We start from the raw sequence: 14,102 nt of genomic DNA on the forward strand, positions 1-14,102 counted from the left end.
TCAGCGACGCGTTGTGTGCGCTGCGGTCTTGCTGGCCGACTTCTTCACCGCGCTTTTGTCGGCCGCAGCTTTGCCGACGGTTTTCGCAGCGGCCTTTGCGACCTTTTTGCTTGCACGTTTGGTCACTGCTTTCTTTACGGCACTGCCCGACGACGCAGTCGCGCCTTGCGACGGTTTTGCTGCAGCGACCGATGCGCGCTTGGCTGCCGCCTTGCTCGCTTTTTTTGCAGTCTTCTTACTGGCTTTCTTGATCGGCGTTGCGGCGCTGCCGCGTGCTTCCGGCGGGCGGCGCGGCGGCGGTTTGCGACCAGGCGTCAATGCACGCCAGGCATGTCCGCCGTTCATCGCCAGCAAGGCATCGGCGGCCGAGGGGCCGGCGCTGCCGGCGGCGTAATTGGGGAAATCGCTCGGCGGTTGTTTCCAGGCATCCAGGATCGGTTGCACGATGCGCCAGGCGCCTTCCACCATCGCCGCGTCCTGGAACAGGCCGGCTTCGCCCTTCATGCAGTCCTGCAGCAGGCGCTCGTAGCCCACGGCGTATTCCTTGGGAAACCAGTCGCGGTAGCGGAAGTCCATGCGCACCGGCGCCAGCGCGACCTGCGCGCCCGGGCGCTTGACGTCGAACTGCAGCGAAATGCCTTCATCAGGCTGGATATGCAGCACCAGCCAGTCGGGGCCGTAACCGCCCACTTCGGTACTGCGGAACGGCGCCAGCGGCGCCGGCTTGAAGCGGATCGCGATCTCGGTGGTGCGCTCGCGCAGGCGCTTGCCGGTGCGCAAATAGAACGGCACGCCGGCCCACCGCCAGGTGTCGACCTGCAGTTTCATCGCCACATAGGTTTCGGTTTCCGAATCCTCCGGCACCGTGTCTTCTTCGCGATAACCCGGCACCGCGTTGCGGCTCACCGCGCCGGAGGCATATTGCCCACGCACCACGTCTTCGGGCTTGATCGGGCGCACCGCTTCGATCACTTCGGCGCGGCGGCGATGCATCGCTTCGGTGGTGAATGCCGCCGGCGGTTCCATCGCAATCATCGCCAGCAACTGGAACAGATGGTTGGGCACCATGTCGCGCAGGCAACCGGTGGGATCGTAGAACCGTCCACGGCCTTCCACGCCGATGGTTTCGGCGGCGGTGATCTGCACATGGTCGATGCGATCGCGATTCCACACCGGCTCGAACAAGCCGTTGGCGAAGCGGAACGCCAGGATGTTCTGCACGGTTTCCTTGCCGAGGAAATGGTCGATGCGGAACACCTGATTTTCGTGCAGCACCTTGGCGACGGTGGCATTGAGATGCTTGGCGCTGGGCAGATCGTGGCCAAAGGGTTTTTCCACGATCACCCGACGCCAGCCTTCGCCTTCGCGTTGTTTGACCAGCCCGGCTTCGCCCAGATTGAGCAGCACCGGCTCGAAGAAACGCGCCGCCGTTGCGAGATAGAACAGCACATTGCCCTGGGTGCCGTAGCGCTTGTGCAGTTTCTCCAGCACACCATCCAGCGCCTGATATGCACCCAGGTCGGTGAAATCGCCGCGCAGATAATGCATGCGCTCGCGTAGCCAGTCCCAGGTGTCGGTATCGAATTCATCGGTCTGGAATTCGGCATCGCGGCTGCCGAGCAGTTCGGTCATCGACTGCCCCATGTTGGTCCGCCACGCGCGTTCGCTGATGTCGCCGTGGTCCATGCCGACGATGGCGAACGGTTCGCCCAACGCGCCGGCACGACGCAAGTTGTACAACGCCGGCATCACCAAGCGCTTGGTCAGGTCGCCGCGTGCGCCGAACACCACGATGATGCACGGCGGTGTGGTCTCTTGCTCATTCATGGATGTGTTTCCTTTTCGCCCATGCGTCCGTGCAGGCGTAATGCCGCATTGACCAGGGCCACGTGGGAATACCCTTGCGGGAAGTTGCCGAGCATGCGTTTGCTGCGTGGGTCGTACTCTTCGGCGAGCAGACCCACGTCGTTGCACAACCCGAGCAGACGCTCGAGCAGTACGCGTGCCTGCTCGGTTCGCCCGAGCAGCGCATAGTTGTCCACCAGCCAGAAACTGCAGGCCAGGAAAGTGCCCTCGCCAGCCGGCAGGCCATCGGCGCTGTCGTCGGCGCGATAGCGTTCGACCAATCCATCGATGGTCAGGTCGCGCGCGATTGCATCGGCGGTCGCGGCGATACGCGGATCCTCCGGCGGCAAAAAGCCTACGACCGGGATCAGCAGGAGCGAGGCATCCAGACGATCGGAGCCATAGCTCTGCACGAAGTGGCCATCGGGATGCACGCCTTTTTCCAGCACTTCGGCGTGGATCTCATCGGCGATCCGGCCCCAGTGCGCACGCTTTGCGGCGTCGGCATTGGTGATGCCGTCGCGCGCGCCGCAATTGAAAGCCAACCAGGCCATCACCTTGGAATGCACGAAATGACGCCGCTCGTCGCGAATTTCCCAGATGCCTTCATCAGTTTCGCGCCACAGCGTTTCGAGCGTATCCAGAATCTTTTCCAGCAACGAGGCGGACGAGCCATCGTCGTCGGCTGGCGGCCCCACGCCTTTTTCGCGTGCGTAATGAAAGGCGCCGATCAACTCGCCATAGACATCGAGCTGGAACTGGTCCACCGCACCGTTGCCGATGCGCACCGGGCCGGAGTTTTCATAGCCGGGCAGCCAATGCGCCTGCCATTCCTGCAGCCGGCGTTCGCCGCCGATGCCGTACAGCGCCTGCAACTGGTCCGGGGAGCCGGCAATGGTGCGCTGGACCCAGTCGCGAAACGCCGCAGCTTCGTCGCGATAGCCGGCCTGCAGCAGCGCGATCAGCGTGAAGACCGAATCGCGCAGCCAGCAGTAGCGGTAATCCCAATTGCGGGTGCCGCCCAGATGCTCGGGCAACGAGGCGGTTGGCGCGGCGACAATGCCGCCGGTGGGCAGATAGCTCAGCCCCTTCAACACCACCAACGAACGCCGCACCTGCTTGGTCCACGGGCCAACATCGGTACACCGGCGTGCCCAGCCATGCCAGAACGCGGTGGTGCGTTGCAGGGCCTGCTCGGCATCGATCAGCGGCGGCGTGGGTTGGTGCGAGGCGCCATGGCTGAGCAGGAACCAGGTACTTTCGCCTTCGCGCAGGGTGAAGTCGGCTTCGGTACCCATGTCTTCGCCGTGCAGGGTCTGCGGCGTGCGCAGGGCAAGTTGGTCGGGGCCGGCGATGGCGCGAATGCCATCGACGATGCGCGTGACCCACGGTACCGTGCGGCCGTAATTGAAACGGAAGGTCAGGCGCATGTGCATCGGCACCTGGCCTTGCACGCAGCGCACGATACGCACCAGATGCTGATGGATATCGCCGTTTTCGCTGGCGACCATGAAGTCGACCAGTTCCACCGTGCCACTGTCGGTGGTTAGCCGCGTACGCAGAACCAGACTATCGTCTTCGTAGGCGCGTTCGCTACGGAAGTCGGCGGCAGGCGCCAGCGCCCATTGGCCGTGTTGCTCATCGCCCAGCAACGCTGCGAAGACGGCATCGGAATCGAACCGTGGCAGACACAGCCAGTCGATGGTGCCGCAGTGATCGACCAGGGCCGCACTGTGGCAATTGCCCAGCATGGCGTGGTCCTCGATACGCACGCTCATTGGATGGGCGCTTCCTTCCGGCGAAAGAATGCGCAGTTTTACATGCGCGGTGTCGGGATCAAGTTACGAATGCGCCGGCAAGCGCAGCAGTGGTGGCACCGTGTGTTCCAGGCGGCGTATCAGTGCCGGATCCATATAGAGATAGTCGTCGGAAATCTGCAGGCAGATCACCCGGCAATGGCGCAGATGCGCGGCGAAGCGTTTGCGCAGCAATTGCAGATGGCGGCGTTCCATCGCCAGCACCAGGTCTGCTTCGTGTAACAGTTCCGGGGTGACCTGCACCTCGGCATCTGCGGCCAGCCCGGCCGATTGGGTCTGCACGCCGGGCCAGTCGGCGAACATGCGTTCGGCGGTGGGGCTGCGCAAGCGATTGCGGCTGCACACGAACAGCACCCGCAGCGGTTGACTGCTGCGCTGGCTCAGCGGCCTTCGCGCAGGAAGCGCGCCATCGAGGAGACGCCCGGCAACGCAGGTTCGAACTGCCCGGCCACATCGATGAAGCCGCGCATGATCGCGATCTCGCGCGGGGTGCGGTTGAGCGCGTCACGGCGATCGGCATCGGCGCCGGCGCGCAGCAGGCGCTGCACCAGCAACGGCAGGCCATGCAGTGCGGCCAGATGCAACGGACCGAAGCCGCGTTGATCGGCCACCTCCAGCGAGACGTCTTCGTCGAGCAGGCGTTCGACGCCGGCCAGCACCACGTGTTCGTCGCAGGCGGTGCCCGGTTCGGCACGCGCGCCCAGCAACAACAGCAACGGGCTGACCCGGCCGCCGGCCAGGTAGTCCGGGTCGGCGCCGGCCAGCAGCAAGGTGTCCAGCAACGCCAGCAGGCGGCTCTTGTCGCGCGCGGCGAAACCGTACAGCGCGGCGCAATGCAGTGGCGCCAGACCCTGGTCGTCGTTGGCGTGCAGATCGGCCGCGGCGGTGAGCAGGCGCGCCACGATGTCCGGCAGGCCCAGCGCGCAGGCCAGCATCAGCACGGTGACGCCGTCGGGCAGGCGGTGTTCGATCCGCGCACCGGCTTGCAGCAAGGCGGCCACGATCTCGGTCTGGCGCATGCTCACCGCCGCCGACAACGGCGTGGCGCCACTATTGGCGGCGCGTTGCGGATCGGCGCCGCGGCCGAGCAACTGCGCGACCACGCTCAGATGACCGCCACCGGCGGCACGCAGCAACGCAGTGCAGCCTTGTGCGTCGACGGAATCGACCGGCAGGCCGAGGTCGATCAGGCGACGCACCGCATCGGTGTCGCCGGTCATCGCTGCGGCCGGCACGTCCGCTTCGCGCAATGTGCGGCGCGGCAGCGACCAGATGCGCCAATCCAGCCAATCGGCCAGATCGCGACGACCGATCGACAGCGCAACACCCAGCGGGGTCTGCCCATCGGCAGCGCGCGCTTCCGGCGAGGCGCCTTGCTTGACCAGCAATTTCAGCGAGGCTTCACGGCCTAGCGCGGTGGCCAGATGCAGTGCAGTCATGCCGTGGCTGTCGCGTGCTTCGCGGTCCACGCCATGTTCCAGCAACCACTGCTGCAGGCTCAGCCAGCCCAGACGCACCGCAAGCGACAACGGCGGATCCCCGGCCGCCGAGGGGGCGAACGGGTCGGCGCCGCGTTCGAGCAATTCCAGCGCGAACTGTTCCAGCCCGCGCGATGCCGCATCGTGCTGCACGCAGGCGCTGAGCAAACGCGTCAAACCGCCTGCGCCAGCCGGTGACACGCCATGATGCAGCAGCGCCTGCAATGCCGGCACCGCCTCCACGCCACGTGAGAGCAACGCAAACATCGGGACATCACCGCAGGCATCGCGCACTTCGGCATCGGCGCCGTGGCGCAGCAGCCAGTCGACCGCTTCGGCGTTCGAGGCCAGATGCGCGTCGTGCAGCAGGCCGCCGAGTTCTTCCGGGCCGCAAAGCCGGGCCAGCGCGACCAACCCATCGCGTTGCCCGAACTGCAGACCTTCACGCAGCAGCACCAGTGGCGGACGATCGGGCAGCGCGGCACTCCCCGGGGTATCGCCTTGCACGTCGCTTACCGCAGCCGGCAGTGGGTAGCTGGGGTCGAGCAATTGCACGATCGCCCAGCGCCCGGCTTCGGCGGCCACATCCACGGCGCGACGGCCGTGCACATCGGCGCTGTCGGCGGGCACCTGCAGATCTAGCAGGCGCCGGATCAATGCCGGCGACACGCTGTCGGCGGCGCAGGCCAGCATCACGGCATTGCGGCCGTCGCCATCGATGGCCAACACATCGGCCTTGCGTGCGACCAGGCATTCGAGCACCGCGCTGCGCGCCTGCCGCGCCGCGTCCAGCCACGGGGTACGACCGAGCAGGTCGCGCGCTTCCAGATTGGCGCCGGCCGATAACAACGCTTCGACAATATCGCCGTGCCCGGCCAATGCAGCTTCGTGCAAGGCACTGCGGCGCTGACTGTCGCGCGCATCCACGCGCGCCTTGTGCTTGAGCAGCAAGTGCACGCCGGCCGGGTCGTCTTCTTCGGTGCCGGCCGCGGCCAGCAGCACTGGTGCGCCGCCTTCCGGTTCGGAGTGTGCACTGCGTTCCAGCAGAAACTTGGCCAGACGCCAGTTGCCGACCTGACAAGCCATCGCCAGGGGCGAGTGGCCTTCGTTATTGAGCGCGTCGAGTTCGGCGGCGGCATCGCGCAACAGCGCGGCCACGCCTGGGTCGGAACTGCGCACCGCGTGATGCAATGGGGTGTTGCCGTCATTGTCGGTGGCGCGCGGGTCGGCACCGTTGGCCAACAACGTCATTACCGCATCCGGGCGGCCATGCCAGCTGTCGCGTGTGGCGGCCAGCAATGGGGTCATGCCGCGATGCGGTTGGTTGACGTCGACGCGGCGCACGATCAACGCGCGCAGCAGGCGCAGATCCGGCAGCACTGCCGCCAGTGCGGGCAGGCTGCGTTGATCGCGCCACTCCGGCAGCGGCATTGCCTGCGGGTCGGCACCGGCCTCCAGCAACTGCAGCGCACGATCAACGCGGCCGCTGCGGGCGGCTTCGAACAATTCGGGCACCAGCTGATGCTGGGCAACCGGCTCCAGTGGGCGCGGTTCGGCAGCGGCTTCGGAGAAAAAATCGGCGGCGCGCAACGCGGCCGGCGCATCGCTGCGCGCCGGTGCGGCGGTGCGTTGCAGCAGCAGATGCGCAACCGGCAGCAGCACGCTGGCGGCAATCGTCAAGCCCCAACGCAGGCCGCCAGACAACCAGCCCGGCCAGGCCAGCGCCACGGCCAGCGTACACATTGCCAGCACCAGCGCGGCCGCCAGCAGGCCGCGCCAGGCATGCAATTGCTGCGTGGCCAGCGCGTGCCAACGCGGCGCCAGGGCACCACCATCGCGTTCGACCTCGCCCCATAGCGGCCAGGTCCGCCACAGCCCAAGCAAGGCGGCGCTGACCGCCACGCTCAAGGCCAACGCGGCGGCCAGACTGCCGCTATCGCGCAGGGCGGTCAGCGGCCAACTGATCAAGGCAGCCAGAGCCAACAGGCCTACTCCCCAGATCGTCAGCAACGGCGGCAGTGACTGCGCAATTGCACGCGCCTGTGTCGGCAGTGCGCGCGTTCCGCGTGCCCACGAAGCCGCCAGCGCGAAAGCCGGTTGCGCCAGCCACAACGTGACGGCAGCAACGCTGCCTCCGATGCCACCGAGCAAGCACAACGCCGCACCTGCCACGCCGGCCAGCGCTGCGGCCCGCCACCGCGCGGTACGCTGCGGCTCAGTCATAGTCGCACTCGCCCGCCAGTACCACCGTCTTGGGCAGTTGCAGGTAGAAGCCGTGCTTGCTCAGCGCCTCGCGCACCGTTGCCACGTCGGCCTGCGCCAGACGGCGCTCCGGCGTCAGCGCCACCTCCAGCACGAACGCGAACGGCGACAGCTGCGCGCGCACAGCGTCGGGAAGACCGGAGAAGTCGTCACGCGTGGCGAGATAGACGAAGGTGTCCTGCTTGCGTTGGCTTTTATAAACGTAGGCGTGCATGCGCGCGTGGTCGCGCTCGAAGGAAGGTGTGTCGCAGGATTGTGTCCCAATTGCGCCGACGGCGAAAGCGCGGCACGCGCGAAAATCCCAGCCGCGTCAGCGACATGACCGTCACGTTCAGTTGCGCCATCCACGGGAGACGGACACGCCGTCGATATACTGAGAGCACTTTTTGCCAGCCAGACCATCGTGAGCCAAGCGCAGCATTCGTCCCAGATGGCCCCGGTCGCCGTCACCGCGTTCACTTCCACCACAGCGCTCGGCGCCGGGCTCGCCGCCCAGGTGGCCGCGCTGACTGCCCGCCGCAGTGGCCTGCGTCGCAACGATTTCGGCCCGCAACCGCTGCACTGCTGGATCGGACGCGTCGACGGCGTGGAAGACGTCGTGCTGCCCGATGCCTTGCAAGGCTGGGACTGCCGCAACAATCGCCTGGCCTGGCTGGCCCTGCAGCAGGATGGCCTGGCCGCTGCGGTGCAGGCCGCAGCGCAGCGCTACGGTGCTGCGCGCGTGGCGGTGCTCATGGGCACCTCGACCTCCAGCGTCGGCGCCAGCGAAGAGGCGTATACGCGCTTGATCGAAGATGCCGACGGCGCACGTTTTCCGGACGATCTGGATCGCCTGATCGTGCACACCCCGCATTCGCTGGGCGACTTCGTGCAGCACGCCAACGGCCTGGGCGGCCCGTGCGTGACCGTGGCCACGGCGTGCTCGTCCAGCGCCAAGGTGTTTGCCCAGGCCGCGAGGCTGATCGACGCCGGAGTCGTCGACGCGGCTCTGGTCGGCGGTGTGGACACGTTGTGCGGCAGCGTGCTGTTCGGCTTCAACGCACTACAGGTGGTCGCACAGGAGCCGTGTCAGCCGTTCGACGCGCGCCGAGTCGGCCTAAGCCTGGGTGAGGCCGGCGGCTTTGCGTTGCTCGAACGCCCCGCCGCTGCACCGGACGCGGCGCTGTGGCTTTATGGCTATGGTGAATCCAGCGATGCGCACCATATGTCCGCACCGCATCCGCAAGGCCTGGGCGCGCAAATGGCAATGCGCGGCGCACTCGAGCGCGCTGGTCTGCAGCCTGCAGCGGTGGGCTATCTGAATCTGCACGGCACCGCCACGCCGGCCAACGACAGCGTGGAAGCGGCGGCGGTGGCTGCGGTTTTCCCCGACACCCTTCACGCCAGTTCGACCAAAGCCTGGGCCGGCCATACGCTGGGCGCGGCCGGCATTGTGGAATCGGTGATTGCGCTGCTGGCACTGCGCGACGGCGTGCTGCCGGGCACGCTCAACAGTGAGGTGCCCGACCCCGCCTGCGGCCCGCAGATCCGTTTCGACAACGCTTATTGCCGGATCGATTACGCAATGAACAATTCGTTTGGTTTTGGCGGCAATAACTGCTCGCTGCTGTTCGGGCGGGCACGCTGATGCTGGCTGCCACCATCGAAGGGATCGGGTTCTGGACTCAGGGCCTGCCCACCTGGGACGCTGCGGTCGCCTTCGTGCGCGGCGGCGAACTGCAGGAAACCTCGGCACGCCCGGCGCCGCAGTTGCTGGCCGCCAACGAACGGCGCCGTGCGCCAGACACGGTAGCAGTGTCGCTGGAAGCCGCGCTGGCGGCCTGCACCGCTGCCGGCCGCGAGCCTGCACGCCTGCCGTCGGTGTTCACCTCCACCTATGGCGATCTGGCCATCGCTGATTATATGTGCACCACCCTGGCCAGCGACCCGACGGCAATCTCGCCGACCAAGTTCCACAATTCGGTGCACAACGCCGCTGCAGGCTACTGGACCATCGGTACCGGGGCGATGACCCCGGCCACGGCAATCAGCGCCAGTCGGGCAAGCTTTGCGCAGGGCCTGCTCGAGGCGCTGGTGCAGCTCACCGCCAGCATGGACGCGGTGTTGCTGGCCGCTTACGACGCCCGCTCGATCGGGCCGCTGGGCCGGGTTGCGCCCAGCCAGGGCCTGCTCGGGGCGGCGCTGGTGTTGGGCGCGCCGGCTCAGGCCGGCAAACCACAGCTGCAGGTGCGTCTGGACGAAGGCGTGCCGTCGTCCGCTGATGGACCGTTGTCGCGGCATGCCGCCGGCAATGCGATGGCGCCGATGCTGCCACTGTTCAACCTGCTCGCCGGCAGCGGCGAAAGCGTCGCGCTGTACGCCGGCCCAGGCCGCGTGCTGCGCGTGGAGGTCCAGCGATGAGCCGGCTGCCGTTGAGCCGCGAGGACACCGCGATTTTAGTGCCGGCCTTGAATGAGGCGCTGCGCATCCGCGAAGTGGTCAACGATGCGCTGACTTATTGCTCGCACGTGATCGTGATCGATGACGGCTCCGACGATGGCACTGCCGATTGCATTGCCGATCTGCCGATCACCTTGATCCGCCATCCGCAGCGCATGGGTAAAGGCGCCGCGTTACGTAGCGGTTTTACGCAGGCCCAGCGCCTGGGCATGCGCGCAGTGATGACCATGGACGGCGATGGCCAACACAAGGCGGCCGATTTTCCACGTCTGCTGGCTGCCGCCAACCGTCACCCCGGTTGTGTAATCGTCGGCGCTCGCATGCGCAAGCGCGCCACCCAGCCCACCCTCCGCCGCATCGGCAACGATTTTGGCGACTGGGGCATCGCCTGGGCCTGCGGCTTCCAATTGGTAGACAGCCAGAGCGGCCAACGGCTGTATCCGGCATCGGTGTTCACCTTGCCCAATGTGCCCGGCGAAGGCTTCGTGTTCGAAGCGCAAATATTGATTTCCGCCGCACGCCAGGCCGGCGCGCGCGTGGTCGCGGTACCGATCGAAACCCGTTATGCCGGCACTTCGCCGGGAACGTTTCGCAAGAGCCATTTCCGGCTGGTGCGCGATCTGTGGAACATCACCTCGCACGTGGTCGTCCATGTCTGGACGTACGGACATATTTGGCGCGAATACCGCCGCGTGCTCGCCAACCCGGTGCTGATTGACGACCCCGATGGCGAATTTGCTACTGTGCCCGCGTTCACCAAGAGTAACCGACCCACATGAATGTACAGCGCACCGATGTCGTTATTACCGGTGGTGGCCTGGCCGGCCTGAGCCTGGCTCTGCAGTTGAAGCAACGCGATCCCGCGCTGGCGATCACCGTGCTGGAACGATGCGCGCACCCGGTGCGCGAAGCTGCCTTCAAGGTGGGCGAATCCACGGTGGAGATCGGCGCGCATTATTTTGCCAACGTGCTGGGCCTGCGCGAGCATCTGGAGACCGAGCAGATACGCAAGTTCGGTTTCCGCTTCTTCTTCTCCGACAAGCGGCAGGACATCGACCGCTGCACCGAACTGGGCGTCAGCCAGATCCTGCCGACGCCGTCGTGGCAGATCGATCGCGGCCGCTTCGAAAATTTTCTGGGCGAACGCGCCCGCGCGCAAGGGATCAACTTTGTCGATAGCTGCAGCGTCAAAGGCGTGGATCTGTCCGACGACGACAGCGACCACGCGGTGCGCTACGAGCGCGACAGCGCAGCCGGCACGCTCAGCACACGTTGGGTAGTGGACGCCAGCGGCCGCGCCGGCCTGCTCAAGCGCAAGCTCGGCCTGGCGCAGGACAATGACCATCATGCCAACGCGGTGTGGTGGCGCCTGGAAGGTTTGATCGACCCCAATGGATGGTCGCAGGACAGCAGCTGGCTGCAGCGCTGCACTCCGCCGGATCGCTGGCGCTCGACCAATCACATGTGCGGGCCGGGCTATTGGTTCTGGCTGATTCCGCTCTCCTCCGGTGCGCATTCGCTGGGCATCGTCTGCGATGCGGACGTGCATCCGCTGGAGACGATGAACACGCACGAGAAGGCGATGACTTGGCTGCGCACGCATCAGCCGCAGGTCGCCGCCACGCTCGACAAGGCTGACTACCGGTTGCAGGATTTTTTGTTCCTGCGCAATTTTTCGTACAGCTGCAAGCAGGTGTTCTCGCCGCAGCGCTGGGCACTGACCGGCGAAGCCGGGTTGTTCTTGGACCCGTTCTATTCGCCCGGCAGCGACTTCATCGCCATCTCCAATACCTACATCTGCGAACTGATCGGCCGCGACCGCGCCGGTAAATCGCTCAGCCCGTATGCCGAGCTGTATCAGCAGCTGTATTTCTCGTTCTACGAGAGCACCCTGACCCTGTATCAAGATCAGTACGCACTGTTCGGCGACGAACAGGTCATGCCGGTCAAGGTGATCTGGGATTACACCTATTATTGGTCGCTGCTGGCGCCGCTGTTCTGCAGCGGGCGCATTGCCGATCTCAGCTTGCTGGCGCGCATGAAGACCGACTTTCTGTACGCGCGCGACATGAATCTGGCGATGCAACGCGTGCTGCACGACTGGGGCGTGCACAACACGGCGCAGGGCATGCCCACCGGCCACGGACGCTTGCTCGATCAATATCTGATCGGCTGGTTCAACGAACTCAATGGCGCGTTGAACGACACCCTTGACGATGACGCTTTTGCCGCGAGCATCCACAGCAACCTCGCGCAGATGGCGGTACTGGCGCGCGAGATCCTGCAGCAGGCACGTCAACGCCACCCTGGCCTGCCCGACCATGGCCTGGACGCATTAACCGCCAACGCCAGCGGCAACCAGATCCTCACCGCGACTTGGTATGCCGATGCGGCATAGTGACTCGAACGCGCTGGCAACGGCCGTTCGTTTGTCGAGTCGCGCGCGATGCAAGCCGCGCGACCGGATCGTGATCTCGATGAGACTGACGGCTAACCGCTTTGCACTGCGCGATGGCAGCTGCGCATTGTCGTCCTTGGATTAGCGTCTTCGTTACAAACGCGACACGCGTTCTACAACGCCTGCGTATAGCTGCTCTCAACCCATCCCACCATTGATGCCGATAACCTGGCCATTGATGTAACCGGCAGCCTCCGAGCATAGGAAAGCGACCAGCGCGGCCACTTCGTCGGGTTTGCCGACGCGCCCGGCCGGCACCAGTTGCTTGATTACTTCGGGCGCAAAACTTTCGCCCACCATTTCACTTTCGATCACGCCAGGCGCAACAACATTCACCGCAATGCCGCGGCTGGCCATTTCGCGCGAGAGCGATTTGCTGGCGCCGTGCAACGCTGCTTTAGCGGCGGCGTAGTTGGTCTGCCCGCGATTGCCCAGCACCGCCGCCACCGACGACACGCTGACGATACGGCCCCAGCGCGTGCGTGCCATCGGCAGCAACAGCGGCTGAGTGACGTTGAAGAACCCGTGCAGCGACACATCGATGACCCGATGCCATTGCTCGGCGCTCATGCCGGCCATCGGCGCATCGTCATGGATGCCGGCGTTGTTGACCACGATCTGGATCGGGCCTACTTCCAGCAAGGTGGACAGTGCAGCGGCACTGGCTTGCGCATCGGCCACATCGAACGCCACCGCTTCTGCGCTACCGCCGTCGGCGAGGATCGCTGCAACTACTTCTTCGGCTCGGGCGATATTGCGATTGGCATGCACGATCACGTGCCGGCCCTGCGCTGCCAGCTGCCGGCAGATCGCACCGCCAAGATCGCCGCTACCGCCGGTGACAAGGGCGCGGCGCTGAGGAACGGATGTGCTCATGGAAACCTCGGTGGAAGCCGTAGAAACGACGGCGGAAAGATCATCATCCTAGCGATTCCGGCCCGACCGAGGAAACACGGCGTAAGAGCCTGTTCACGATCTTTTGAGTAGAAGCGCCAAGAAGGCCAGATGGATGAACTGCAAGCTGGTGTTGAGTTTGCGCTCGCAGTTCTTCCACAGCCTTCGGTTTTTCTCCAGCCAGGCAAAACTGCGCTCGACGATCCAGCGCTTGGGCATGACCTTGAAGGTGTGCAGTTCGCTGCGCTTGGCAATCTGCACCGTGAGCTGCTCGCCTAGAATCTCTCGTACGCCTTCGGCAAACGGTACTCCGGTGTAACCACTGTCGCACAGCAGGCTTTGTACATGCGTCAAGTTTGACTGACAGCGCTCCAGCGCCCGCAGCGCACCTTTGCGGTCGGTCACCTCCGCCGTCGTCACCGCGATGGCATGGGGCAACCCCTGGGTATCAACAGCGATATGCCGCTTGATGCCCGACACCTTTTTGCCCGCGTCATATCCCTTTTGCCCGGCTGTGTCCGTGTTCTTGACGCTCTGCGCGTCCACGATCAAGAACCTGCTGAAGATGTTGCGCTCCTGTTTCTGGCGGGCCACGCCAACCTGATTTTTTGAGCGCCCGCTCCAGCAGGCTCACTCCTTCATCGTCGCACTCGCTCCACTTGGCAAAGTACGCGTGCACGGTCCGCCACTTCGGAAAGTCGCTGGGTAGCGCTCGCCATTGGCAACCGGTTCGCAGCACGTACAACACTGCGCACCACACCTCATACATATCCACTCGGCGTGGCTTGGTGCGCTTGCGCGCTTGTTCCAGGATCGGGAGGATGTGTTCGAAACGCTCCCGGCTCATGTCGCTCGGATAGGTTTTTTGGCGCATCCGCAGAGTCTGCACCAATCAGGAAAGATCGTGAA

At 65.3% G+C, this 14,102-nt stretch carries 11 protein-coding genes; 4 read left to right on the forward strand and 7 right to left on the reverse strand.

Annotation, left to right across the window (positions count from 1 at the left end):
* From zwf to PD885_RS18115, 5 genes are all read right to left on the reverse strand, one after another.
* Positions 1-1,827: a glucose-6-phosphate dehydrogenase gene (gene zwf / locus PD885_RS18095; RefSeq protein ID WP_002809704.1), complete on the reverse strand. Its 1,827-nt coding sequence runs from the start codon at positions 1,825-1,827 to the stop codon at positions 1-3.
* Positions 1,824-3,623: a glycoside hydrolase family 15 protein gene (locus PD885_RS18100; protein WP_002809702.1), complete on the reverse strand. Its 1,800-nt coding sequence runs from the start codon at positions 3,621-3,623 to the stop codon at positions 1,824-1,826. The genes zwf and PD885_RS18100 overlap by 4 nt, the downstream gene beginning before the upstream one ends.
* Positions 3,624-3,686: 63 nt before the next feature.
* Positions 3,687-4,016 carry a low molecular weight protein tyrosine phosphatase family protein gene (locus PD885_RS18105; protein ID WP_002809700.1) on the reverse strand — a complete coding sequence of 110 codons (330 nt, stop codon included), beginning with the start codon at positions 4,014-4,016 and terminating at the stop codon, positions 3,687-3,689.
* Between the two features lie 26 nt (positions 4,017-4,042).
* Positions 4,043-7,363, reverse strand: coding sequence for an ankyrin repeat domain-containing protein (locus PD885_RS18110; protein WP_002809697.1), 3,321 nt, complete (start codon positions 7,361-7,363; stop codon positions 4,043-4,045).
* On the reverse strand, positions 7,356-7,616 hold the full coding sequence (locus tag PD885_RS18115) for a YcgL domain-containing protein (protein ID WP_002809695.1): 261 nt from the start codon (positions 7,614-7,616) through the stop codon (positions 7,356-7,358). The genes PD885_RS18110 and PD885_RS18115 overlap by 8 nt, the downstream gene beginning before the upstream one ends.
* Positions 7,617-7,832: 216 nt before the next feature.
* On the opposite strand from PD885_RS18115, the gene PD885_RS18120 reads away from it, so the two are divergent.
* From PD885_RS18120 to PD885_RS18135, 4 genes are read left to right on the forward strand one after another with little or no spacing between them, the layout of a single operon-like run.
* Complete coding sequence (locus PD885_RS18120; RefSeq protein WP_002809692.1) at positions 7,833-9,029, forward strand: beta-ketoacyl-[acyl-carrier-protein] synthase family protein; 1,197 nt, start codon at positions 7,833-7,835, stop codon at positions 9,027-9,029.
* Positions 9,029-9,802 (forward strand): beta-ketoacyl synthase chain length factor, encoded by a 774-nt coding sequence (locus PD885_RS18125; RefSeq protein ID WP_002809690.1) that lies wholly within the window; start codon positions 9,029-9,031, stop codon positions 9,800-9,802. The genes PD885_RS18120 and PD885_RS18125 overlap by 1 nt, the downstream gene beginning before the upstream one ends.
* A complete protein-coding gene (locus tag PD885_RS18130) occupies positions 9,799-10,620 on the forward strand; it encodes a glycosyltransferase family 2 protein (RefSeq protein ID WP_002809688.1) in 822 nt (273 codons plus the stop codon). Before PD885_RS18125 ends, PD885_RS18130 begins: the two co-directional genes overlap by 4 nt.
* Positions 10,617-12,239 carry an NAD(P)/FAD-dependent oxidoreductase gene (locus PD885_RS18135; RefSeq protein ID WP_002809685.1) on the forward strand — a complete coding sequence of 541 codons (1,623 nt, stop codon included), beginning with the start codon at positions 10,617-10,619 and terminating at the stop codon, positions 12,237-12,239. The genes PD885_RS18130 and PD885_RS18135 overlap by 4 nt, the downstream gene beginning before the upstream one ends.
* Positions 12,240-12,437: 198 nt before the next feature.
* Here the strand turns inward: PD885_RS18135 and fabG are convergent, their stop codons facing one another.
* Positions 12,438-13,175 (reverse strand): 3-oxoacyl-ACP reductase FabG, encoded by a 738-nt coding sequence (gene fabG, locus PD885_RS18140; protein ID WP_002809682.1) that lies wholly within the window; start codon positions 13,173-13,175, stop codon positions 12,438-12,440.
* Positions 13,176-13,268: 93 nt separating this feature from the next.
* Positions 13,269-14,067, reverse strand: a protein-coding gene (locus PD885_RS18145) for an IS5 family transposase (protein WP_087946428.1) whose coding sequence is annotated in 2 segments (ribosomal slippage) — positions 13,269-13,797 and positions 13,796-14,067 — 801 coding nt in all. Because the reading frame shifts where the segments join, the coding sequence is not laid out codon by codon here.
* Between the last annotated feature and the right edge of the window lie 35 nt (positions 14,068-14,102).

This window comes from Xanthomonas fragariae (assembly GCF_900183975.1).
Lineage (GTDB): Bacteria > Pseudomonadota > Gammaproteobacteria > Xanthomonadales > Xanthomonadaceae > Xanthomonas > Xanthomonas fragariae.